This is a genomic window from Acidovorax sp. SUPP3334 (assembly GCF_030159055.1).
Classification (GTDB): Bacteria; Pseudomonadota; Gammaproteobacteria; order Burkholderiales; family Burkholderiaceae_C; genus Paracidovorax.
This window is the reverse complement of sequence record NZ_BQXQ01000003.1, coordinates 47606-69567: the sequence shown is the minus strand read 5'-3', so window position 1 is coordinate 69567 and position 21962 is coordinate 47606. Positions and strand designations below refer to the sequence as shown.

Genomic DNA, 21962 nt, shown 5'->3' with positions numbered 1-21962 from the left:
TGGACATGGACATGGACATGGAAATAGAGAGCGGTCGGGTCACGGAACACACCTGTTTTAGGAAGCTGCCGCGATCTTAGAAACCGTTCTTTAAAACCAGAAAGAATATATTTCCATGACTTAAGGTTGAAACTATATAAGCAGGCGGTCTGCGATCAGGCGTGCGCCGAGCGCCTCAGCAAAGCCATCACGAAGACGGCCCCGATGCCGGCGGTGACGATGCCCACCGGCAGCTCCTGCGAGCCCAGCAGCGTGCGCGCCACCAAGTCGCTGGCGAGCAGCAACGCACCGCCCAGCACCGCTGCCACCGGCAGAAAAGCCGCATGCAGCGGCCCAGTCAGCCGCCGTGCCAGATGCGGCACCATCAGCCCGACAAAGCCGATGACGCCTGCCAGTGCCACGCAGCACGCCGTGGCCACGGCTGCGACCAAGAACGCCCGGGTGCGCAGGCGCTCCGGGGCGATGCCCAGGCTGTAGGCCGTGTCGTCGCCGGCCAGCAAGGCGTCCAGCGCCCGGTGGCTGCGCCACACGAAAACGGCCGGAACGAGCAGTCCCAGGACGGCCAGCCAGAGGTTGTCCCAGCGCGCCAGCCCCAGCCCGCCGAGCGACCAGAACACCACGGCATGGGCCGCGCGCTGGTCCCCCGCGAAGACCAGCCCATGGGTCAGCGCACCGAACAGGAACGACACCGCCAGGCCGGCCAGCACGGTTTGCGCCGGGCCGTGTCCGCCTGCCCGGCGCACCAGCAGCAGCACCGCTCCAGCCGCGACCGAGGCCCCCGCGAATGTGGCGGCCGGCAGGGTCCACGCGCCCAGCCAGTCGCCGGTCAAGGTGATGACGGCCACCGCCCCGGTGGATGCGCCTGAAGACAGCCCGAACAGAAACGGATCGGCCAGGTCATTGCGCGTGGTGCTCTGCAGCAGGCCACCCACCAGCGCCAGCGCAGCGCCCACCAGCAGCGCCAGCAGCACGCGCGGAAGCCGCAGGTCCAGAACGATCACGTTCACCATGCTGTTCGAATCCGCACGGCCCGCATCGCCGGCCCACGACCCGGCCAGCGCAGCAGCGGCTTCGCGCCACGACACCGGCGCGCTGCCAGCAGTGAGCGAGAGCATGACGAGCAGCAGCATGCCCAGCACCAGAGCCAGCGGAAGAAGCCGGCGCAGGCCGCCGCCGCGCAGCACGGCAGCGGAATCACGCGCATCGACGAGCACCGGCCCTGCCGCGCTGCCTGCCGCTGCGGTCTCACGGTCCGCCGGCCGGGTCTTCATGGCGATTGCCTCAGCGCACGGGCGAGCTTTTCGACCGCGCCGATGTTGGCGGGGCCCGGGGTGAGTTCGGCGTAGCGCAGCGTGATGAAACGCCGATGGCGCACGGCGTCGGTCAGCCGCATCGCAGGGTGCGCCTGCAGGATCTGCTGCAAATGCTCTGGGCCCTGGCCGTTCTGGTAGTCCAGCAGCACGATGAACTGCGGATTGCTGGCCGCGACGGTTTCCCAGGCCGACGTGCCCCAACTCATAGAGACATCGCCCAGCACATTGCGCCCGCCGGCGGCCTCGATCAGCGCAGTGGGCATGGCGGCGCGGCCAGCGGTGAACGGCTTGTCCTCGCCCGAGTCGTAGACGAACACGCGCGGCGGCGCGGGCAACGCAGGCACGGCCGCAGCACGCACCCTTTCGCGCCATTGGGCGACGAGCCGCTCGGCCTCGGGACGCCGGCCGAACACGGTGCCCAGGCGCAGCAGGTCGCCATACAGCAGATCCATCGTGGCGCGCGGCTTGTCGCCCAGGGCGTGTGCGCAGCTCTCGGTGAGCACCAGCGTCTGAATGCCATGGCGTGCCAGCGTGGCGGGCGTCACGTCGCCGCCGGGCTGCATGCCGTAATACCAGCCGGCGAAGAACAGGTCCGGCTTGGCCGCCACCAGGGTTTCGAGCGTGGGGTACTTGGGCGCCAGCTCTGGAACATTGCCCAGCCCGCGCAGGAATGCGGCGTCGGTCTTGTACCAGCCGGTGATGCCGGTCACGCCCACCATCGACGGCTGCAGGCCGAGCGCCATCGCCATCTCGACCATGTTCAGATCGTGCACGACCATGCGCTGGGGCGGCGCCGCGATGCGCAGCGTGTCGCCGCAGTTGGGCACCGTGACGGGAAAGCCGGGCGCTGCGCTCGAACTGGCCGGTGCGCCCGGTGCGGCAGCGCCCTGGGCCAGTGCGCTGCCCACGCCCGTGCCCATGGCGACACCCAACGCCAGGCCCAGGGCCAGCGCGGTCCGCCGCGCCAGGGTCCGATGCCTGCAGCGATTCAGGCCGCGATTCATGCCACCGCTCCGCGCTCGAACGACCACAGCGTTCCGCCATGGCGGGGGTGCTGCGTGTGCACGAGTTCCATGCCGAACACATCGGCCACGCGCCCGGCGCTCAAGGCCTGGCCGGGCGGGCCATCGGCCACCAGCGCACCGGCCTGCAACATCCACACCCGGTCCGCGAACGAAGGCACCAGCCCGAGTTCATGCAGCGCGGCGACCACGGCGATGCGAAGGCCGCGCACCAGTGCCAGCAGGTCAGCCCGCGCTGCGAGGTCGAGGTGGTTGGTGGGCTCGTCCAGCAGCAGCAACGCAGGCTGCTGGGCCAGAGCGCGTGCCAGATGGACCCTTTGCCTCTCTCCTCCGGACAATGTGGACAGCGCGCGTTGGGCGAACCCCTCCACGCCGCAGGTCTGCATCGCTTCGTCCACCACCCGCGCATGCTCGTCGCGGCCGGCGTGCGCCTGGTGGGGCAGGCGGCCCAGTGCCACGTAGTCGCGCACCTTGAAGGCAAGGTCCACGCTTTCGGTCTGCGCCAGCACGGCGACATGCCGCGCACGCTCCAGGGCCGGCCACTCGGTCAGGTCGTGCCCGAGCACGCACACCCTGCCCTGCGTGGGCGCGGCGCGCGCACTCAGCAGTTTCAGCAGCGTGCTTTTTCCCGCGCCATTGGGGCCGACGAGCGCCACGCATTCGCCAGGCGCGACGCAGGCATCCACACCGCGCACCAGTTGGCGCCCCAGGGGGGTGCTGAAGCCCAGGTTTTCGGCACGCAGCAGCGCCTGCATGTCACAGCACCCAGCGAAGAGCGAGTTCGAAGCTGCGCGGGGCGCCGAGCAGGATCTGGTCGGGGTAGAACGGATCGGCCCAGGCCGCATACACGCGGTTGGTCAGGTTGCGCCCGCGCAGCGTCAACTGCACGCCACGCGCCACATCCACGGCCACTGCGGCGTCGAGCGCGGTGTAGGCGGACAGCCGCACGGTGTTCGCATCGCTGTGGAACCGCTCGCCCACGTGCCGCAGCGAAGCTGAAACCTGCACCGGCACGCCGGCGACGAAGCGGTAGCCCACGCCGGCATTGGCCACCACGCGCGGCGCATTGGGCGGGGTGTTGCCCGAAAGCGAGCCGCCACCGGCCAGCGCGTAGTCCTCATAGCGTGCGCGATTGAGCGCCAGGTTGGACCACACGCTCCAGTGCGCATCGGGCCGCAGCGCCAGCGAGGCTTCGGCCCCGCGCGACTGCAGCGATCCTGCCAGCGCCAGCGACTGCCCGCCCTGCGCGGCATAGACGTTGCGGCGTTGGCTGTCGTACACCGCGAAGGTCCATTCGCCGCGGTCCTGCCAGAACGACTGCTTCACGCCCGCCTCCAGATTGCGCGTGCGGGTCAGGTCGAGCGGCTGCGTGCCGCGCAGCAGGAACAGGTTGTTGGCCGCCACGTCGGCGCCCGTGGCGTACTGGCCGTAAATGGTGGTGCCCGCCGCCGGCGCCCAGGTCACGCCCAGCCGCCCCGTGGTCGGGTGCCAGGTCTTGTCGAAGGGAAAGCCCGTGCGCGAGGCGCCCGCCGCGTCGGTGGAGGTGCGAGACAACTCGATCGATTCGTGCCGCAGCCCGCCGATCAACGCCCAGCCCGGCGCTACCGAAAACCGGTCTTCGAGCGCCAGGACGGTGTTGCGCACGCCGCTCGTCTGCCACTGCCGGGTGAGCGGGCCGTAGGTGCCGCGGTCGGGGTTCACCAGGCTCACGCTGTCGCCCGGAAAGTTGGCGGCACCGGGCCGGGTCAAATCCAGGTCGCTGTACTCGAGCGCTGCCACCCAGCGGTTGTCGCGGCCGGCGATCTGGCCGTCCCATTGCAGTTCGGTCTTTTGCCCGACCGATGTCTGGTCCTGCGCCACATAGAAGCGCTCGCGGTCCACCAGGCCGGTGCCGGCGTTGAACGCGGCGATCTCGTTGTTGAACCAGGTGCGTGCGGCGGTGTAGCGATAGACCTGCGTGCGAAGGGTGAACGCCTTGTCGATGCGCCAGTCCATGCCTGCGCGCAGCCAGGTTTCACGGGCCTCGTTGCGGTTGTCGAGCACGTTGTAGTTGGTGCGCAGCGTGCGCCGGTCGATGGCGACCGGACCGAGCGCGCTGCCGTTGAACCCCGACGTGTAGGTGCCCGACACCACGCCGCCTTCGGGCTCGATACCCGGCGCGGCGGCGGACACCAGCGGCGTGCCCCAGTAGCTGCTGCCGCGGTCGCGCTTGATCTCGCCGGCCACGAAGAACTTCAGGCCCGGCTGCACATGCCAATCCAGCCCACCGGACAGATGGCGGTTGTGCTGGCCGGTGGCCTGCACGGGGCCATCGCTTTCAGAGCCGCTCATGTCGATCCGGTAGTCCAGGTCTTTCCAGACGGTGGTGCCGCCAGAGCCCAGGCGCAGGCGCCGCTCGCCGAAAGAACCCGCGGCCGTTTCGACCTCGGTCTGCACCGGGCCGCGGTGCGGCGCGCGGGTGACGAAATTCACCGCTCCGCCCGACGCGCCCTCGCCCGACATCAGCGAGGCAGCGCCTTTCAGGAATTCGATGCGCTCCAGATTGGCCGTGTCCATCACGCGCGACGTCATGTTGGGCGGACCGATCTTGATGCCGTTGTAGAGCGTGTTGATCTGGCTGTTGGCAAAGCCGCGCATCGAAAACGCGCTGGGCTCGGCCGGAAAGTCCCCCGCCGTCACGCCCACGGCGGCCTGGGCCGCTTCGGTCACGGTGCGCAGCCCGCGTTCGCCCAGCACCTGGCGGGAAACCACGTCGATGGAGGCCGGCGTTTCGCGCACCGACAGGCCCAGCCGGGACGCGCCCTCGGCCGGCTGGTCCAGCGCGCCCGGCATGGCCTGCTCCTTCACGACCACCGTGGGCAGGGCACCAGCAGTACCGCCCCCCTCCTGGGCCATGGCGCCGGGCGCGGACAGGGCCAGCAAAGGGGTCAACCAGAGGGAAGCGGTGGGGCAAAGCGGTCGCATGGTGGGATGGAACAAAGACAGGGAGCGGGCGCTGAAAGCGAAGCCGGCGTGGAAGGTGGAAAAGGCAGGCTCCATGCGCGCGAGCCGTGCGGATGCCAGAGCCGCCGGCCGCCGCAGCCAAGCGCCACGGGGGATCACAGGGAAAGGTGCCGCAGTTTAAAAGGGATGGCGAGGGCCGAAGGTGAATTTGTTCGCTGCTGCAGCCGAACGGCGTTGCAGTGCCGGATTCTAGACCCAATAACGCAACTGACATGCGTTAATAAAACTTTCGGCGCTCGGGGCCTGAACGCAGGCCGAAGCCGAGCCGCCCTGCTTCGGCCACGCCACCGGGCATGCCGGCCGCGTTGCCTTCGCCCTCCGGTCAATGGGCCGTGACCGGCTCCATCAGAGGCAGGCGCCAGCGACCCTTGATGCGGTCGTCATCGGCCCGGTAGCCCCAGCGCCGCGACGAGCGGGATGGCGGTACCACGCGGCAGACCCGGCAGTTTGGTCCCGCTTCGCCACCGAGCTGGCCACCGTGCTGAGAACGACCTGTACCGCCCCGCATGTTTGCAGTGGGGACGAAGCGGCCTGGTTCAGCCGCTTCGCCGCGCACTACCAGCGCCGACCCAGCGGCAGGTACCGCAGGGCAGCGGCCAGGCCCTGGCGCCCGCTGGCGGCCCGCACGAGCAGCGCGCTGCCCAGCGCAGAGCCGACGGTGCGCCGCACGGGCGAGGCGCTGCGGCGCGAGCACGGATGAAGGAGGAAACGCCGGGCGCGCATGCAACGGCAAGCGCCCACCAAAATCGCACAGCCCATGAAAAAGGCGGCCCGCAAGCCGCCTCTCCAATCAATGTGCTACTATTTTTATAGCACAACCCCTTAGTGAATCATGCGCTGGGGCCATTTTTTGCCTCAACTCTCTTCACAGCTTGGCGATCGACACCTCGGTGGATTTGACCAGCGCCACGACGTCGGAGCCCACGACCAGGCTCAGCTCATCGACCGAGCGCGTCGTGATGACGGAGGTGACGATGCCCCAGGGCGTTTCGACATCGACCTCGGACACGACATCGCCGCGGACGATCTCGCGCACTTTGCCCTTGAATTGATTGCGCACGTTGATGGCTTGGATGGACATGGTTTTCTCCTTGAAAAGTCCGGGAACGGAAAACGGGTTGGATCGAAAGATCAGGCGAACGGAACAACGGAAACGCGGCGCCTCAGACCGCCCAGCGCAGCCCGTGCGCGGGAATGCCGGGCCAGGCCGGATCGGCCGGCGGGTCGGCCTCGGGCTTTTGCAGCACGCGGTCGAGAATGCGTTTTTCGATGGCGGCGAAGGCGGCGTCGCCCTGCGAACGCGGGCGCGCCAGGTCGATGCGCTCGTCCAGCGCGATGCGGCCGTCCTCGATCAGCACCACACGGTCGGCGAGGGCGACGGCCTCCTGCACGTCGTGGGTGACCAGCAGCGCGGTGAAGCGGTGGCGCTGCCACAGCCCTTCGATGAGGCGGTGCATCTCGATGCGGGTGAGCGCATCCAGCGCGCCCAGCGGCTCGTCGAGCAGCAGCAGGCGCGGCTGGTGTACCAGGGCGCGTGCCAGGGCCACGCGCTGGCGTTGGCCGCCCGACAGCCGGGCCGGCCATTCGCCCTCGCGGTCGGCCAGGCCCACCTGCGCCAGCACCTCGCGACCGCGCGCGTGGGCCGCCTTGGGCAGGCCGATGGCCACGTTGTCGAGCACCCGGCGCCAGGGCAGCAGGCGGGCCTCCTGGAACATGATGCGCGTGTCGTTGTGCAGGCCGGCGACCGCCTTGCCGTCGGTGGTGAGCGTGCCGCCACTGGCGGTTTCCAGGCCCGCTACCAGCCGCAGCAAGGTGCTCTTGCCACAGCCGCTTCGGCCCACGATGGCGATGAACTCGCCAGGCTCGATGTCCAGGTGCGCATTGCGCAGCACTTCGCGCGGCCCATACCGCTTTGAGAGCCCGCGGGCCTGCAGGCGCACGCCGCCAGCGCCCGGCTGGGACGGCGCGGACGCAGGGGAAAAAGGGGAGGAAGAGGAAGCAGATCGGGCTTCAGGCATGGTTCACGCTCCGGGCTTGAACAGGGGAAGGGCCAGGGCATCGACCCGGCGCGGAATCAGCTTCTCGGCGAAGAAGGCATCGGCGATGCGCTGTTGCTCGGCCAGCCCTTCGGGCACCACGGGCCGCACGCTGTAGCTGCGGCGGCTGTTGGCCTGCTCGATGACGGCGGCGTCCAGCCCCCATACCGGCGCCAGCAGCGCGGCAGCCTCCTTCGGACGGGCTTTCGCCCAGCGGCCGGCTTTTTCCAGTTCGGTGTACAGCGTGCGCAGCACCTCGGGCTTTGCCTGGGCGTACCGCGTGCTGGCCAGGTAGTAGCGCTGGTAAGACGCAAGGCCCGTGCCGTCGGCGGGCACCCGGGCGCCCGACTGCTGCCGCGCGGCGGCGAGGAACGGGTCCCACACCACCCAGGCATCGATGGCGCCGCGCTCGAAGGCGGCCCGGCCATCGGCGGGTGTGAGGTAGGCGGGCTCGATGTCCTTGAACGACAGGCCGGCCTTTTCCAGCGCGGCGATCAGCAGGTAATGCGCGCCGGCCGCCTTGGCAAAACCGACCTTCCTGCCTTTGAGCCCGGCCACGGTCTTGAGCGGCGAATCGGCCCGCACCACGATGGCCTGCGCGGTCGGCGAAGGCGCCTCTTGCGCCACGAAGGTGACCTGCGCGCCCGCCGCCTGGGCGAACACCGGCACGGTATCGGCCACGTCGGCGCTGAAATCCAGGTTGTCGAGATTCAGCGCCTCCAGCAACGGCAGGCCGCTGGTGAACTCGTGCCACGACGGCTGCACGCCCAGCGGGGCGAGCTGTTTTTCCAGCGTGCCCTGCGCTTTGAGCAGCACCGTCAGCGTGGATGACTTCTGGTAGCCGATGCGCACGGTGGCGCCCGCAGGCTGCGCATTAGCCAGCCCCGCTAAGGACAACCCCAACGCGGCCAGCAAGGCACGGCGATCGAAATGCAAACTCATGACGTTCCTGTAGAGGTGAGAGATGTCAAAAACCGGCGCGGCCCAGGGCCAGCAGACGCCGTGGAACCGGCTTTGCCGGGCCACTGGCGGCGTCCCCCTTCATGGCTCGCCGCGCGAGCCGTGAAGGGGGAAGGCGCGCAGCGCCTCAGGGGGTTGTTCACTGATATCCAGGGTGCCAGCGCAGCCACCAGTGCTCCAGTCCACGGGCGAACACGTCGGCCAGCTTGCCCAGCAGCGCATACAGCAGGATGCCGACCAGAACGATGTCGGTCTGCAGGAACTCGCGGGCGTTCATGGTCAGGTAGCCGATGCCGGCCTGGGCCGAAATCGTCTCGGCCACGATCAGGATCACCCACATCAGCCCGAGCGAAAACCGCAGGCCCACGAGGATGGACGAGAGGGCCCCGGGCAGGATGATTTCGCGGTACAGCTGCCAGCGCGACAGGCCGTAGGTGCGCCCCATCTCGATCAGCCCCGGGTCCACGTTGCGGATGCCGTGGAAGGTGTTCAGGTAGATCGGAAAGAACACCGACACGCTGATGAGGAAGAGCTTGGCCGACTCGTCGATGCCGAACCAAAGGATCACCAGCGGGATGAGCGCCAGCGCCGGAATGTTGCGCACCATCTGGATGGTGGAGTCGAGCAGCGTTTCGGCCAGCCGCAGCGAGCCCGTCAGCAGCCCCAGCACCAGCCCCAGGCCGCCGCCGATCGCCAGGCCCACCAGCGCCCGGCTGGCGCTCACCTTCACATGGGTCCACAGCTCGCCCGATTCGGTCAGCGTCCATGCGGCCTTGATCACATCCAGCGGCGCGGGCAGCACGCGCGTGGAGAGCCACCCCAATGCGGACGCCACCTGCCACAGCGCGATCAGCGTCACCGGCACGAGCCAGGGCAGCAGCCGGCGCCACACGGCGGCGGCCAGTTGCACCAGCGGCGCGGGCCAGCTTCCGGCCGGGCCATCGGGCGATTCGGGCAGGGGCGAAACCTGCAGCTCTCGTACCGTATCGGTCATGCGTCGTACCTCGGGTCGTTGTCGGGCTCCAGGAACTCCAGCTGGTTGCCTGCCGGGTCCTTCACGTAAAAGCGCAGGTAGCCGGGCAGCGCCCGGTTCTCCACCAGCGGCAATTCGGCCTGCAGCAGCCGCCCGCGCAACTCGGGCAGGTTCTCCACCTCGAAGGCCAGGTGGGAGACGGCCGGCACGGGCTGCCAGCCGTCGGTGGGCACCAGCTCGATGCGCTGCGCGCCTGCGGCGAAGCGCAGCGTGTTGCCCGCGGGGTGAAGCAATTCGGGCAGGCCCAGCAGCGTGCCGTAGAAGTTGCGGATCTGGCCCTCGGCACCGGCCGGAAAGGCCAGTTGCACGTGGTTGATGGAATGGATCGCCATGGTGTGCCCTCCCCTCGATCAGCTTTGCGACGCGCGCGGCGCGTACTGGTTGCCGACGACCTCGCCGAACGGCCCGCCGGGCGAGCCGCCCGCCAGCTTTTCCTGCAGCGCCAGCGGCAGCAGCGGAAACACCAGCTCGGCAAAGCGGTAGGCCTCTTCGAGGTGCGGGTAGCCCGACATCACGAAGGTGTCGATGCCCAGCGCGGCGTACTCCTTGATGCGGTCGGCCACGGTCTGCGGGTCGCCCACCAGCGCCGTGCCGGCTCCGCCGCGCACCAGGCCCACGCCGGCCCACAGGTTAGGGCTGATCTCCAGGTCGGCCCGCGAGCGCTTGGCGCCACCAGCATGCAGCGCAGCCATGCGGCGCTGGCCCTCGGAATCCATGCGGGCGAACACGGCCTGGGCCTGCACCACGGTTTCGTCCTTCACGCGGCTGATGAGGCTTTCGGCCGCGGCCCAGGCCTCGGCGTCGGTCTCGCGAACGATCACGTGCAGGCGGATACCGAACTTCACGGTGCGGCCCAGCCGTGCAGCCTTCTCGCGCACGTCGGCCACTTTCTTGGCCACTTCGGCAGGTGGCTCGCCCCAGGTCAGGTAAGCCTCGACCTGTTCGGCCGCCAGGTCGTGCGCCGCGGCCGACGAACCGCCGAAGTACACCGGCGGATACGGTTTTTGCAGCGGCGGAAACAGCAGCTTGGCGCCCTTGACCGACAGGTGCTTGCCTTCATAGTCGAAGGTGCCGCCGTCGTGGCTGCGGGTGAGGATCTCGCGCCAGATGCGGATGAACTCGGCCGATTGCTCGTAGCGTGCCGCGTGGTCGAGGAAGACGCCATCGCCCTCCAGCTCGATCTGGTCGCCGCCCGTGACCAGGTTGATCAGCAGCCGCCCGCCCGAGAGCCGGTCGAACGTGGCGGCCATGCGTGCGGCCAGGCTGGGCTGGTGCAGCCCGGGCCGCACCGCCACCAGGAACTTGAGCCGGCGCGTGACGGCGACCAGGCTGGAAGCTACCACCCACGGGTCCTCGCACGACCGTCCGGTGGGAATGAGCACGCCTTCATAGCCCAGGCTGTCGGCTGCGACGGCCACCTGCTTCACGTAGTCGTGGCTGAGCTGGCGCGCGCCTTCGGTGGTGCCCAGATAGCGGCTGTCGCCATGGGTGGGAATGAACCAGAAAACTTGCATGCGATGACCTCGTCGTCGTTCAGTAGGAGATGGCGAAAAATGGCGCGTGGGCGATGGCCCTGCGCCGGCGCGGCGCCTGGGCTGAAAACGGGAGCGTGGGCGTGGGCGGCAGAGGCAGCGGCATCACGCGGGCGCTTTCATGCGGCTCGGAAAGGCCCCAGGCCTGGGCGGTGACGCCCAGCACCCGGAGCACGCGGACCTGCACAGGGGTCGAGAAAGGTGCGGACATGGGCGCGCCCTTTCAGAGCAGGTCCACCGGAGCGGCGTCCTGCAGGTTGAGCTTGCGGGGAATGAGCTTCAGATCGAAGAACGTGTCCGCGATCACCTGCTGTTCGGCCAGGATGTCGCGCGACACCAGCGACGTGCCGTAGCCGGCGCGGCCCACGAACAGCTCGGTGACCGAGCGGTCCAGGCCCAGCACGTTGGCCAGCTCCACCGCCGCATCGGCCTTGTTCGCCGAGATCCATTGATCGATGTCGTCCACCTCCTGGATGGCGATGCGCAGCACGTCGGAGTTCTTGGCGGAAAAGTCGCGCGACGAGAAGTAGTACGCGCGGTTGTTCGCCACGCCGGTCGCGTCGGCCAGCACGCGTGCCTGCAGCGTTTTCTGCGCCGAAGCGAGGAACGGGTCCCAGATCACCCAGGCATCCACGGCGCCTTTCTCGAAGGCCGCGCGCGCGTCGGGCGGCGCCAGGAACACGGGCTGCACGTCCCGGTAATGCAGGCCATGCTTTTCCAGCACCTTGACCAGCAGGTAGTGCACGTTCGAGCCCTTGTTGAGCGCGATGCGCAGGCCCTTCAACTCGGCCACGCTCCGGATCGCCGAGCCCTTGGGCACGACGATCGCCTCCAGTTGCGGGCGCGGCACCGTGGCGCCGACATACACCAGCGGTGCGCCGGCAGCCTGGGCGAAGATGGGCGGCGCCTCGCCCACGTCGCCGAAGTCGATGGAGCCGACATTCAGCGCCTCCAGTTGCACCGGGCCGGCGTTGAACTCGGTCCAGGTCACCTTCACGCCCAAAGGGGCCAGGCGCTTTTCCAGCGTGCCACGCGCCTTGAGCAGCGACAGCCAGCCCTTTTGGTGGCCCACGCGCAGCGTGCGCCCGGGTTTCTGGGCAAAAGCGCTTGGCAGGCCGGTGGCCAGCGCGGCGCCGAAGCCGGAGGCCACGAGCTTGCGGCGCAGGGAAGAGAAATTGGAGGTCATGCGATCGGTCTTTCTGGCGAGGGCCAGCCGGTGCAGGCGGGAATGCGGCGGCCCACCCCGCAGCGGGCGGGTTCTCAAAACGGGAGAAGGGAAGGAAATGGGGGACGGCGCGGCCTGAATCGGCGCCGCCACCGCTGGCGCGTCAGACGCTACATCGCACCTGCGAGAAATGCACCGGAGCAAACCGCGTGGCCTGGGCGGGCGCGGGCCGCAGGGTTTCGGTAATGAGCACGTTCACGGCGTCGTCCAGGCGGTCGGACACGTCGTGCCCCACTTCGTAGGCCCCCTCGGGCGTGAGCGTGACCTGGGCATCGGTGGCATAGATGCCCGGCAGGATGTGCTTGGCGCCCAGCGACTGCAGCACCGGCCGCAGCGCGTAGTCCAGCGCCAGCATGTGGTGGGCGCTGCCGCCGGTGGCCAGCGGCAGCACGGTCTTGCCCTTGAGCGCCGTTTGCGGCAGCAGGTCGAGAAACACCTTGAGCACGCCGCTGTAGGCCGCCTTGTACACGGGCGTCGCCACCACCAGCACGCTGGCCTCTGCCACGCTTTCCACTGCGGCGGCAATGGAACGGTGGCCCGTGTCCGCCAGCAGCAGCGCCTGGGGCGACAGGTCGCGGATGCGCAGGCGCTGCACCAGCGCACCGCGCACCGACAGGCGCTGCGACACGGTGTCCAGCAAGGCGGCGGAGCGGGAACGCTCCGAAGGGCTGCCGGCGATCAATAGAACGGACATGTAAGGGCTTTCTGGCTTGAGCGACAGGCGCTGGCGACGGGATGCGGGCGCCGCCGTCTTCACTTCTTCGTGTAGATCTGGTCGAAACTGCCGCCATCGGCAAAGTGCGCCTTGTCGGCCTTGCCCCAGCCGCCGAAAGCCTGGTCGATGGTGACCAGCGTGAGCTTGGGGAACTGCTTGTCGTACTTGGCCTTGGCCTTGTCGCCGGTGGGGCGGTAGAAGTTCTTGCCGGCGATGTCCTGGCCTTCGTCGGAGTACAGGTACTTGAGGTATTCCTCGGCGACGGCGCGGGTGCCCTTCTTATCCACGTTCTTGTCCACCACCGCCACGCTGGGCTCGGCCAGGATGGAAATCGAAGGCACGACGATCTCGAACTTCTCGGGACCGAATTCCTTGAGGGCCAGGAAGGCTTCGTTCTCCCAGGCCAGCAGCACGTCGCCCACGCCGCGCTGCACGAAGGTGATGGTGGAGCCGCGCGCGCCGGTGTCCAGCACGGGCACGTTGCCGTACAGCTTGGCCACGAAGTCCTTGGCCTGTGCATCGCCGCCGTACTTGCGCTTGGCGAACTCCCAGGCCGCCAGGTAGTTCCAGCGGGCGCCGCCGGAGGTCTTGGGGTTGGGGGTGATCACCTGCACGCCGGGCTTGGCGAGGTCGTCCCAATCCTTGAGGCCCTTGGGGTTGCCCTTCTTCACCAGGAAGACGATGGTCGATGTGTAAGGCGCCGAGTTGTGGGGCAGCCGCTTTTGCCAGTCGGCCTTGACCAAACCGCCGTGGGTGCCCAGCGCATCGATATCGCCCCCGAGGGCCAGCGTGGCCACATCGGCGTCGATGCCGTCGATGATCGAACGCGCCTGCTTGCCGGAGCCGCCGTGCGACTGCTTGATCGCCAGGTCCTGCCCGCTCTTGGCATTCCAGTGCTTGGCGAACGCCTGGTTGTATTCGACGTACAGCTCGCGGGTCGGGTCGTAGGAAACGTTCAGGAACTGCACCGTTTGTGCGAACGACGGCAAAGCCGTCAGGGCCAAACCGGCCCACAGGGCAGCTGCCAGAGGAAACTTGATAAAGTCGCGGCGAACGTTCATGAGAGGCTTTCTTGTGTGGATGCGATCCGGTGCGAATCACCGATGCAACGCATTCTGAAAGTCCCTCTTCAAAACTGGAACTACTGAAATTTCAGTTTTAAATACCTAAAACATCTAACCCAACGATTTCCAGGATCCCTTTCCCATGGCACGTACCGTTCAATGCATCAAGCTCGGCAAAGAAGCCGAGGGCCTCGACTTTCCCCCCTACCCCGGTGATCTGGGCAAGCGCATCTGGGAAAGCGTCAGCAAGGAAGCCTGGGCCGCCTGGCTCAAGCACCAGACGATGCTGGTGAACGAAAACCGCCTCAACCTGGCCGATGCCCGCGCCCGCCAATACCTGGCCCGCCAGATGGAGCAGCACTTCTTCGGCGAGGGCGCGGACGCCGCCCAGGGCTACGTACCGCCCAGCGCCTGAACCCTTGGCGTACACCCGGCGCCGTCCATGACCGAGCCCATCGACTGGCTGGCCGACGGCACCCCCTACAGCCCGCGATTCGGCGACCGCTACCACAGTGAAAACGGTGGCCTGGACCAGGCCCACCGCGTGTTCCTGCACGGCTGCGGCCTGCCGCTGGCCTGGGCTGGCCAGGCCCGCTGGCGCATTCTGGAGACCGGCTTCGGCCTGGGTCTCAACTTCCTCGTGACCTGGGCCGTCTGGCGCGCCGACCCCGGCCGCCCCGCACTGCTGCATTTCGCCTCTTGCGAGGCGTTCCCCGTGGCGGCGGCCGATCTGCTGCGTGCCGGTGCCGCCCATCCCGAACTGGCGCCGCTCGCGCAGCAGTTGCACGACCAGTTCTGGGGCCTTTTGCCGGGCGTGCACCGCCTCGCGTTCGAACAAGGCCGCGTGCTGCTCACGCTCTACGTGGGCGATGCCCAGGCCATGCTGCGCCAGCAGATGCCCGTGGCCGATTCGGTGTACCTGGACGGCTTCAGCCCGCAGCGCAACCCCGGCATCTGGGATGAACACACGCTGAAGGCCGTGGCGCGCTGCTGCCGACGCGGCACGCGTCTCGCAACCTGGACGATCGCGCGGGCCGTGCGCGACACGCTGGCCCAATGCGGTTTTTTGGTGGCGAAGGTGCCCGGCGTGCCGCCCAAGCGCGACAACCTGCAGGCCACCTTCGACCCGGCTTGGGAACCCCGCGCCGCACGCAATGCCCCGCCACCCGTCGAGGTGGAAGCACCTTCCGAATGCCTGGTGATCGGCGCCGGCCTGGCAGGCGCCTCGGTGGCTGCCAGTCTGGCGCGGCGCGGGTGGAAGGTGCGGGTGCTGGACCGGGCCGATGCGCCCGCCAGCGGCGCGTCCGGCCTGCCTGCCGGCCTGTTCGCCCCCCATGTTTCGCCCGACGACAGCGTGCTCTCGCGCCTGTCGCGCAGCGGCGTGCGGACCACGCTGCAAGCGTTGTCCGCTTTGCCCGTCGGGGAGGCGTGGAGCCCCTGCGGGGTGCTGGAGCATCGCGTGGACGGCAGCCCTGGCATGCCTGCCGCCTGGGGCCATGGCGCGGGCAGCGATTGGAGCCGCCCTGCCGACGCGAAGGCCCTTGCCCAGGCCGGCTTGCCGAACGGCGCCGTCGCCTGCTGGCACGCACGGGCCGGCTGGGTGCGCCCGGCCCGATGGATAGGCGCGCTGCTGGACCACCAGGCCATCGCATGGCAAGGCGGGGCATCGGTCCACCGATTGCGCCGTGGCCCCGCCAACCCGGAGGGCACGGCGAACTGGCAGGCGATCGATGCACAGGGTGCAGTGCTGGCCGAGGCGCCGTACGTCGTCGTGGCCGCCGGACCGCAAAGCATGCCGTTGCTGGACGAGCGCTGGGTGCTGCAGCCACTGCGCGGCCAGGTCTCCTGGGGGGACCACGGCGCCGAAGATGGCGAATCTGGAGCTTCTGGAGCACCTGGAGTTTGGCCGGGGTTCCCGGTCAACGGCAACGGCAATCTGGTGCCCCACATTCCAGGGCCGAACGGCGCTCGGCGCTGGTACATGGGCTCGACCTTCGAGCGGGACGCGACGCAGCTTCCGCTGAGCGCCGACGAAGCGGCTGCAGCCCATGCCGCCAACTGGACGAAATTGCAGACCCTGCTGCCCGCGGTGGCGGACCGGCTGGCCCCGGCCTTCGAGCAGGCAGCCGCACGTGCAGCCCATGCAGACCATGCCACCGATGCAGCCCCCTCCACCGCGCAGGATCACCCGGCCGTCCGGGCCTGGGCCGGCGTGCGCTGCACGTCGCACGACCGACTTCCGATCGCCGGCCCCGTCGATCCGCACGCCTTGCCCGGCCTGTGGGTGTGCACGGCCATGGGAGCGCGCGGGCTCACCCTGGCACCGCTGTGCGGCGAACTGATCGCGGCGCGGCTGCACGGCGAGCCGCTTCCCCTGGACTCGCGGCTGGCGCGGGCCTTGGGCACCGAGCGGCTTTGAGCCGACGGGGCCTGCCGATCCTCTGCAAACCCGCGCCAGTGCTGGGAAATAAGCTTATCCGCATAACGGCAGGAAAAAACAATCGTTTGTTTCCATAAGGACTCCGCCTACATTCGCCGGCATGCATGATTTGGCGTTCGTTTTCGCGGGCTTCGCGGTGGGCTTGATCGTCGGCCTCACCGGGGTCGGTGGCGGCTCGCTGATGACGCCCATCCTGATCTTCTTCTTCGGGGTGAAGCCGCACCTGGCGATCGGCACCGATCTGCTCTTCGCCGCCTTCACCAAGATGGGCGGCACCGTCAGCCTGGCGCGGCAGCGGCTGGTGCCCTGGCGGGTGGTGGGCCTGCTGTGCGCGGGCAGCGTGCCTGCGGCGCTGCTGTCGCTGTGGGCGCTGAAGGTGATGGGCCCCGGCAGCAGCACCGCCCAGCGCATCATGACCACCACGCTCGGCGTCGCCCTGCTGCTCACCGCCGCCGCCATGCTGTACAAGGCTTTCGTTTTTTCTCCGGCGCGGCAGGCAGCCGACCGGCAAACCCGTGCCGATGCCGGCGCGGATGCCGCGCGCCCCCGCCACTGGAGCCTGCCGGTGCTGCTGGGCGCGGTGATCGGCACGCTGGTCACCTTCACCTCGGTGGGCGCGGGCGCCATCGGCGTGACGGTGCTGCTGATGGTGTTTCCGCTGCTGCCGCTGCCGCGCATCATTGCCGCCGATATCGCCTACGCCGTGCCGCTGACACTGGTGGCGGGCCTGGGGCATGCGTCGCTCGGCTCCGTGGACTGGCCGCTTCTGGTCCAATTGCTGGCGGGATCGCTGCCTGGCATCTGGCTGGGCTCGCGCCTCGTATCCCGCGCGCCGGAGCGGTTGATCCGCTCGGCCCTTTCCGTGCTGCTCGCCTGGGCGGGCGCCAAACTGGTTTTGATCTGAGTGACCCACGATGTACCAATACACAGACTTCGACCGTGAATTCATCCGGCTGCGCGCCGAGCAGTACCGCGACCAACTCGAACGCTTTCAGGCCGGCAAGCTCTCGGGCGACGAATTCAAGCCCCTGCGCCTGCAAAACGGCTGGTACGTGCAGCGCTACGCGCCCATGCTGCGCGTGGCCGTGCCCTACGGCGAACTGTCCAGCGCCCAGCTGCGCGTGCTGGCCAAGGTGGCCCGTGACTACGACCAGCCCGACGCCGCCCTGCTGGCCGAGGCCCAGACCACGCAGGAAAAGCTGGGCGACATTCCCCTGCACGACGGCCGGCGCATCGGCACCCAATTGAAGTACGGCTACGGCCACTTCACCACGCGCACCAACGTGCAATACAACTGGATTCCGCTGGACAAGAGCGCCGACGTGATGGACCTGCTGGCCAGCGTGCAGCTGCACGGCATCCAGACCAGCGGCAATTGCATTCGCAACATCACCAGCGACGCGCTGGCCGGCATCGCCGCCGACGAGATCGCCGACCCCCGGCCTTTCTGCGAAATCCTGCGCCAGTGGAGCACGCTGCACCCCGAGTTCGCCTTCCTGCCGCGCAAGTTCAAGATCTCGCTCAACGGCGCCCTGGAAGACCGCGCCGCCCTCGGCTGGTACGACGTGGGCCTGCAACTGCACAAGAACGAAGCGGGCGAGCTGGGCTTTCGCGTGCGCGCCGGTGGCGGCATGGGCCGCACGCCGGTCATCAGCCCGGTGCTGCGCGAGTTCCTGCCGTGGAACCAGCTCATGAACTACCTGGAGGCGGTGATCCGGGTCTATAACCGCTACGGCCGGCGCGACAACGCCTGGAAGGCGCGCATCAAGATCCTCGTCAAGTCCGAAGGCCAGACCTACATCGACCAGGTGGAGGAAGAGTTCCGGCAGATCGTAGAGATCGAAGGCGGCCCGCACACCATCACCCAGGCCGAACTGGACCGCGTGACCTCGTCGTTCCGCGAGCCCGATCTGGACCTGCGCCCGGCCGATGCCGAAGCCGAAACCGTGGCCCTGCTGCGCACCGCCGCCGAGAACGACCAGGACTTCGGGCGCTGGCTGGTGCGCAACGTGATGCCGCACCGCCACCCCCAACTGCGCGCCGTGGTGCTGTCTTTCAAGCGCCTGGGCTACGCCCCTGGCGACGCCACCGCCGAACAGATGGAAGCCGCCGCCGACCTGGCCGACCGTTTCTCGGGCGGCGAGGCCCGTGTGACGCACGAACAGAACCTGCTGCTGCCCTGGGTGCGCCGCGACCAGTTGCCCGAGCTGTACAAGGCCGCCAAGGCGCTGGGTCTGGCCAAGCCCAACATCGGCCTGCTGACCGACATGATCGCCTGCCCCGGCGGCGATTTCTGCTCGCTGGCCAACGCCCGCTCGCTGCCCATCGCCGAAGCCATCACCGAGCGCTACCAGGACCTGGACGAACTGTGGGACCTGGGCGAAATCGACCTGCACATCAGCGGCTGCATCAACAGCTGTGGCCACCACCACAGCGGCCACATCGGCATCCTGGGCGTCGACAAGGACGGCAAGGAGTGGTACCAGATCACCCTGGGTGGCGCCGACGGCACCAACCTGTCGGGCCCGGCCATTCCCGGCAAGATCATCGGCCCGTCGTTCAGCGCCAGCGAGGTGCCCGGCGTGATCGAAGCGCTGCTGGCCACCTACCGCACCGAACGGCTGCCGGTCACGGACGCCGTCCATGGCCCGCGGCACGAGAACTTCATCGACACGGTGCGCCGCGTCGGCATCGAGCCCTTCAAGGCCGCCGCCAACGCCGCCCGGCACCCCGCCGAAGTCCTCTCCGCCTGAGCCCCGCCGCAGACCCACGACCCTCGAATCACTATGAAAATAATAGCTGCCAGCGCAAACAGCACCAGCGCGGAAGGCCAAAACGTTCTTGAACTGGCCAACGACGCCGACCCGCTCGCGCAAGACCTTGCAGGCGTGACGCGCATCGACCTGCACTTCCCGAAATTCACCGACGGCAGGGCTTTCAGCCAGGCCCGGCTGCTGCGCCAGCGCCTGAAGTTCGCGGGCGAGATCCGCGCGACGGGCGATGTGCTGATCGACCAGCTGGTGCAGATGGCCCGCTGCGGTTTCGACGTGGCCGTGCTGCGCGAGGGCGTGGACATGGCCGACGCGCAGCGCCAGCTGGACCGCTTCCATGCCTTCTACCAGGGCGACGTGACGCATCCGCTGCCGCACTTTCGCGACGCTGCCTGACCCCGCGCTCCCGCCGCGCCCCCGCCACGCTCACCGACGCACCCACCGAGATCACCGCATGAATGCCCGCACCGAATCCCATGTGCTGAGCCACCTCAGCAACCGCCACCTGGACGCGCTGGAAGAAGAAACCATCTTCATCCTGCGCGAGGTGGCCGCCGCCTTCGAGCGCCCAGCGCTGCTGTTTTCGGGGGGCAAAGACTCGCTGGTGATGCTCAAGTGCGCTGAAAAGGCGTTCGGTGCGGGCCGCATTCCCTACCCGCTGCTGATGATCGACACGGGGCACAACTTTCCCGAGGTCACGGACTTTCGCGACTTTCGCGCCAAGGAACTGGGGGCCGAGCTCATCGTGCGCAGCGTGGAAGACTCCATGGCCCGCGGCACCGTGCGCCTTGCGCACCCCGGCGAGAGCCGCAACGTGCACCAGTCGGTCACGCTGCTGGAGGCCATCGACGAATTCCGCTTCGACGCGCTGATCGGCGGCGCCCGCCGCGACGAGGAAAAGGCCCGCGCCAAGGAGCGCATCTTTTCGCACCGCGACAGCTTCGGCCAGTGGCAGCCCAAGGCCCAGCGGCCCGAGCTGTGGACGCTGTTCAACACGCGCCTGGCGCCCGGCGAGCACTTTCGCGTGTTCCCCATCAGCAACTGGACCGAACTGGACGTGTGGCAGTACATCGACCGCGAGCAGATCGCCCTGCCCTCGCTCTACTACACCCACAAGCGCCAGGTGGTGGAGCGCAAGGGCCTGCTGGTGCCCGTGACCGACCTCACCCCGCCGCGTGACGGCGAAACGGTGGAAACGCGCGACGTGCGCTTTCGCACCGTGGGCGATATCACCTGCACCTGCCCGGTGGAAAGCCCGGCCGCCACGGCCGCCGACATCGTGATCGAAACCCTGGCGGCGGACGTGAGCGAGCGCGGCGCGACGCGCATGGACGACAAGACCTCCGACGCCTCGATGGAAAAGCGCAAGAAAGACGGGTACTTCTGATGACCACTACCAATTCGATAGCAGCACAGGCAATCCAACCGGCGGCATCGGGCCAAAACGATGCCATTTCGGCACTGAAGTTCATCACCTGCGGCTCGGTCGATGACGGCAAGAGCACCCTCATCGGCCGCCTGCTGGTGGACAGCAAGGCCGTGCTGCAGGACCACCTGGCCGGCGTGCAGCGCCAGGGCGAAACCGACCTGGCCCTGCTGACCGACGGCCTGTCGGCCGAGCGCGAACAGGGCATCACCATCGACGTGGCCTACCGCTACTTCGCCACCGAAGAACGCAAGTTCATCATCGGCGACGCACCGGGCCACGAGCAGTACACCCGCAACATGGTCACCGCCGCCAGCAGCGCCGACGCGGCCGTGGTGCTGGTCGATGCCACCAAGCTCGATTGGAAGAACCCCGGCCTCGAACTGCTGGCGCAGACGCGCCGCCATTCGCTGCTGGTGCATCTGCTGCGCGTGCATTCGCTGGTGTTCGCGGTGAACAAGCTCGATGCGGTGCAAGACCCGGCGCTCGCCTTCCGCCACATCCGCGATGCGCTCGGCGCCTTCGCGCAGGCCGCGGGCATCGCCGCGCGGGCGACGGTGCCGGTGTCCGCCCTCAAGGGCTGGAACGTGGTCGATGCGAACCCCGGCTGGTGCGGCTACGAGGGCCCGAGCCTGCTGCAGATCCTGGAGAAACTGCCCAACACGCCCACCGACGTCGGCCTGCCGCTGGCGTTTCCCGTGCAGTGGGTCGAGAAGTTCTCGTCGTCCGCCGATACCTCGCAGGGCCGCCGCGTGTTCTGGGGCCGCGTGGCCGCCGGCAACGTCGAGCCCGGCACGGCGGTGCAGGTGTTCCCGAGCGGACAGCAGGCCACCGTGGCCCAGGTGCTGGACCACGCCCGCCGCCCCGTCGGCGTGCCGGCCGGCCAGAGCGCGGGCATCGTGCTCGACCGCGAGGTGGACGTGTCGCGGGGCGACTGGATCATCGCCGCGCCGCAGCCTGCCGCCGTGGCCGCCGACGACTTCGACACCCCGGCATCGACGCCTTCCTGGCCCGGCCGGCGCGAACTGCGCGCCACCGTGGCGTGGATGGACGACGAGCCGCTCGTTGCCGGCCGCGTTTACTGGGCCTTGCACGGCCACCGCTGGGTCAAGGCCAAGGTGCAGCGCGTGGTGCACAAGCTCAACATCCACACGCTGGCCGAGGAAGATGCCGCCCAGCTCGACCCCAACGCCATCGGCCACGTGGACCTGCTGCTGCAGGAACCCCTGCCTGCCGCGCCCTTTACCCGGGCGCGCGTGCTGGGCTCGCTGATTTTGGTCGATACCGCCAGCCACAAGACCGCGGGCGCGGTGCTCGTGAACGACCCGACCGCCTGAACGGCGGCGCCCAATCCTTGCCGTTGCAGGGGCGGCCTCCGGGCCGCTTCCTGAAACGCCCTAAAATCGCGGGTTACCCCCGATC

At 68.6% G+C, this 21962-nt stretch carries 21 protein-coding genes; 7 read left to right on the top strand and 14 right to left on the bottom strand.

Annotated features, from left to right (window positions below):
• Positions 1 to 155: 155 nt before the first annotated feature.
• The 14 genes from AVHM3334_RS02100 to AVHM3334_RS02035 all read right to left on the bottom strand — a co-directional run bounded on the left by AVHM3334_RS02100 (position 156) and on the right by AVHM3334_RS02035 (position 13900).
• On the bottom strand, positions 156 to 1271 hold the full coding sequence (locus AVHM3334_RS02100) for a FecCD family ABC transporter permease (protein ID WP_284409218.1): 1116 nt from the start codon (positions 1269 to 1271) through the stop codon (positions 156 to 158).
• Complete coding sequence (locus tag AVHM3334_RS02095; protein ID WP_284409217.1) at positions 1268 to 2317, bottom strand: ABC transporter substrate-binding protein; 1050 nt, start codon at positions 2315 to 2317, stop codon at positions 1268 to 1270. Before AVHM3334_RS02095 ends, AVHM3334_RS02100 begins: the two co-directional genes overlap by 4 nt.
• Positions 2314 to 3090 carry an ABC transporter ATP-binding protein gene (locus AVHM3334_RS02090; protein WP_284409216.1) on the bottom strand — a complete coding sequence of 259 codons (777 nt, stop codon included), beginning with the start codon at positions 3088 to 3090 and terminating at the stop codon, positions 2314 to 2316. The genes AVHM3334_RS02095 and AVHM3334_RS02090 overlap by 4 nt, the downstream gene beginning before the upstream one ends.
• Before the next feature lies 1 nt (position 3091).
• Positions 3092 to 5299, bottom strand: a complete 2208-nt coding sequence (locus AVHM3334_RS02085) for a TonB-dependent receptor (protein ID WP_284409215.1) — start codon at positions 5297 to 5299, stop codon at positions 3092 to 3094.
• Positions 5300 to 6203: 904 nt separating this feature from the next.
• Positions 6204 to 6419 (bottom strand): TOBE domain-containing protein, encoded by a 216-nt coding sequence (locus tag AVHM3334_RS02080; RefSeq protein WP_092743710.1) that lies wholly within the window; start codon positions 6417 to 6419, stop codon positions 6204 to 6206.
• An 82-nt stretch (positions 6420 to 6501) separates the two neighbouring features.
• Positions 6502 to 7356 (bottom strand): ATP-binding cassette domain-containing protein, encoded by an 855-nt coding sequence (locus tag AVHM3334_RS02075; protein ID WP_284409214.1) that lies wholly within the window; start codon positions 7354 to 7356, stop codon positions 6502 to 6504.
• Between the two features lie 3 nt (positions 7357 to 7359).
• A complete protein-coding gene (locus tag AVHM3334_RS02070; RefSeq protein WP_284409213.1) occupies positions 7360 to 8316 on the bottom strand; it encodes an aliphatic sulfonate ABC transporter substrate-binding protein in 957 nt (318 codons plus the stop codon).
• 157 nt (positions 8317 to 8473) lie between these two features.
• Positions 8474 to 9328, bottom strand: coding sequence for an aliphatic sulfonate ABC transporter permease SsuC (gene ssuC, locus AVHM3334_RS02065; RefSeq protein WP_284409212.1), 855 nt, complete (start codon positions 9326 to 9328; stop codon positions 8474 to 8476).
• The gene (locus tag AVHM3334_RS02060; RefSeq protein ID WP_284409211.1) at positions 9325 to 9699 is read right to left on the bottom strand and encodes a VOC family protein; all 375 of its coding nucleotides are present in this window, start codon (positions 9697 to 9699) and stop codon (positions 9325 to 9327) included. The genes ssuC and AVHM3334_RS02060 overlap by 4 nt, the downstream gene beginning before the upstream one ends.
• 18 nt (positions 9700 to 9717) lie before the next feature.
• Complete coding sequence (ssuD, locus tag AVHM3334_RS02055; protein ID WP_284409210.1) at positions 9718 to 10881, bottom strand: FMNH2-dependent alkanesulfonate monooxygenase; 1164 nt, start codon at positions 10879 to 10881, stop codon at positions 9718 to 9720.
• Positions 10882 to 10900: 19 nt separating this feature from the next.
• Positions 10901 to 11110: a hypothetical protein gene (locus AVHM3334_RS02050; protein WP_284409209.1), complete on the bottom strand. Its 210-nt coding sequence runs from the start codon at positions 11108 to 11110 to the stop codon at positions 10901 to 10903.
• Positions 11111 to 11122: 12 nt separating this feature from the next.
• Positions 11123 to 12085, bottom strand: coding sequence for a sulfonate ABC transporter substrate-binding protein (locus AVHM3334_RS02045; protein ID WP_284409208.1), 963 nt, complete (start codon positions 12083 to 12085; stop codon positions 11123 to 11125).
• A 142-nt stretch (positions 12086 to 12227) separates the two neighbouring features.
• Positions 12228 to 12818 (bottom strand): NADPH-dependent FMN reductase, encoded by a 591-nt coding sequence (ssuE, locus tag AVHM3334_RS02040; RefSeq protein ID WP_284409207.1) that lies wholly within the window; start codon positions 12816 to 12818, stop codon positions 12228 to 12230.
• A gap of 59 nt (positions 12819 to 12877) precedes the next feature.
• A complete protein-coding gene (locus AVHM3334_RS02035) occupies positions 12878 to 13900 on the bottom strand; it encodes a sulfate ABC transporter substrate-binding protein (protein ID WP_284409206.1) in 1023 nt (340 codons plus the stop codon).
• 145 nt (positions 13901 to 14045) lie between these two features.
• Here AVHM3334_RS02035 and AVHM3334_RS02030 point away from each other — a divergent pair, with 145 nt between their 5' ends.
• The 7 genes from AVHM3334_RS02030 (at position 14046) to AVHM3334_RS02000 (ending at position 21877) form a co-directional block, all read left to right on the top strand.
• Positions 14046 to 14318 carry an oxidative damage protection protein gene (locus tag AVHM3334_RS02030; protein WP_092743728.1) on the top strand — a complete coding sequence of 91 codons (273 nt, stop codon included), beginning with the start codon at positions 14046 to 14048 and terminating at the stop codon, positions 14316 to 14318.
• Positions 14319 to 14345: 27 nt separating this feature from the next.
• Positions 14346 to 16322: a bifunctional tRNA (5-methylaminomethyl-2-thiouridine)(34)-methyltransferase MnmC2/FAD-dependent 5-carboxymethylaminomethyl-2-thiouridine(34) oxidoreductase MnmC1 gene (gene mnmC / locus AVHM3334_RS02025; protein WP_284409205.1), complete on the top strand. Its 1977-nt coding sequence runs from the start codon at positions 14346 to 14348 to the stop codon at positions 16320 to 16322.
• A gap of 121 nt (positions 16323 to 16443) precedes the next feature.
• On the top strand, positions 16444 to 17247 hold the full coding sequence (locus tag AVHM3334_RS02020) for a sulfite exporter TauE/SafE family protein (RefSeq protein WP_284409204.1): 804 nt from the start codon (positions 16444 to 16446) through the stop codon (positions 17245 to 17247).
• A gap of 10 nt (positions 17248 to 17257) precedes the next feature.
• Positions 17258 to 19096 (top strand): nitrite/sulfite reductase, encoded by a 1839-nt coding sequence (locus tag AVHM3334_RS02015; protein ID WP_284409203.1) that lies wholly within the window; start codon positions 17258 to 17260, stop codon positions 19094 to 19096.
• 33 nt (positions 19097 to 19129) lie between these two features.
• Complete coding sequence (locus tag AVHM3334_RS02010) at positions 19130 to 19510, top strand: DUF934 domain-containing protein (RefSeq protein WP_284409202.1); 381 nt, start codon at positions 19130 to 19132, stop codon at positions 19508 to 19510.
• 58 nt (positions 19511 to 19568) lie between these two features.
• Complete coding sequence (gene cysD / locus AVHM3334_RS02005; protein WP_284409201.1) at positions 19569 to 20501, top strand: sulfate adenylyltransferase subunit CysD; 933 nt, start codon at positions 19569 to 19571, stop codon at positions 20499 to 20501.
• Positions 20501 to 21877, top strand: coding sequence for a sulfate adenylyltransferase subunit 1 (locus AVHM3334_RS02000; protein ID WP_284409200.1), 1377 nt, complete (start codon positions 20501 to 20503; stop codon positions 21875 to 21877). The genes cysD and AVHM3334_RS02000 overlap by 1 nt, the downstream gene beginning before the upstream one ends.
• Positions 21878 to 21962: the final 85 nt, after the last annotated feature.

Coding starts and splice junctions, on each gene's coding strand:
- AVHM3334_RS02030 (WP_092743728.1), top strand. CDS start 14,046: ATGGCACGTACCGTTCAATGCATCAAGCTCGGCAAAGAAGCCGAGGGC.
- AVHM3334_RS02050 (WP_284409209.1), bottom strand. CDS start 11,110: ATGTCCGCACCTTTCTCGACCCCTGTGCAGGTCCGCGTGCTCCGGGTG.
- AVHM3334_RS02010 (WP_284409202.1), top strand. CDS start 19,130: ATGAAAATAATAGCTGCCAGCGCAAACAGCACCAGCGCGGAAGGCCAA.
- AVHM3334_RS02090 (WP_284409216.1), bottom strand. CDS start 3,090: ATGCAGGCGCTGCTGCGTGCCGAAAACCTGGGCTTCAGCACCCCCCTG.
- AVHM3334_RS02095 (WP_284409217.1), bottom strand. CDS start 2,317: ATGAATCGCGGCCTGAATCGCTGCAGGCATCGGACCCTGGCGCGGCGG.
- ssuC (WP_284409212.1), bottom strand. CDS start 9,328: ATGACCGATACGGTACGAGAGCTGCAGGTTTCGCCCCTGCCCGAATCG.
- AVHM3334_RS02020 (WP_284409204.1), top strand. CDS start 16,444: ATGCATGATTTGGCGTTCGTTTTCGCGGGCTTCGCGGTGGGCTTGATC.
- ssuD (WP_284409210.1), bottom strand. CDS start 10,881: ATGCAAGTTTTCTGGTTCATTCCCACCCATGGCGACAGCCGCTATCTG.
- AVHM3334_RS02085 (WP_284409215.1), bottom strand. CDS start 5,299: ATGCGACCGCTTTGCCCCACCGCTTCCCTCTGGTTGACCCCTTTGCTG.
- AVHM3334_RS02060 (WP_284409211.1), bottom strand. CDS start 9,699: ATGGCGATCCATTCCATCAACCACGTGCAACTGGCCTTTCCGGCCGGT.
- ssuE (WP_284409207.1), bottom strand. CDS start 12,818: ATGTCCGTTCTATTGATCGCCGGCAGCCCTTCGGAGCGTTCCCGCTCC.
- AVHM3334_RS02080 (WP_092743710.1), bottom strand. CDS start 6,419: ATGTCCATCCAAGCCATCAACGTGCGCAATCAATTCAAGGGCAAAGTG.
- mnmC (WP_284409205.1), top strand. CDS start 14,346: ATGACCGAGCCCATCGACTGGCTGGCCGACGGCACCCCCTACAGCCCG.
- AVHM3334_RS02045 (WP_284409208.1), bottom strand. CDS start 12,085: ATGACCTCCAATTTCTCTTCCCTGCGCCGCAAGCTCGTGGCCTCCGGC.
- AVHM3334_RS02000 (WP_284409200.1), top strand. CDS start 20,501: ATGACCACTACCAATTCGATAGCAGCACAGGCAATCCAACCGGCGGCA.
- AVHM3334_RS02070 (WP_284409213.1), bottom strand. CDS start 8,316: ATGAGTTTGCATTTCGATCGCCGTGCCTTGCTGGCCGCGTTGGGGTTG.
- AVHM3334_RS02100 (WP_284409218.1), bottom strand. CDS start 1,271: ATGAAGACCCGGCCGGCGGACCGTGAGACCGCAGCGGCAGGCAGCGCG.
- AVHM3334_RS02035 (WP_284409206.1), bottom strand. CDS start 13,900: ATGAACGTTCGCCGCGACTTTATCAAGTTTCCTCTGGCAGCTGCCCTG.
- cysD (WP_284409201.1), top strand. CDS start 19,569: ATGAATGCCCGCACCGAATCCCATGTGCTGAGCCACCTCAGCAACCGC.
- AVHM3334_RS02015 (WP_284409203.1), top strand. CDS start 17,258: ATGTACCAATACACAGACTTCGACCGTGAATTCATCCGGCTGCGCGCC.
- AVHM3334_RS02075 (WP_284409214.1), bottom strand. CDS start 7,356: ATGCCTGAAGCCCGATCTGCTTCCTCTTCCTCCCCTTTTTCCCCTGCG.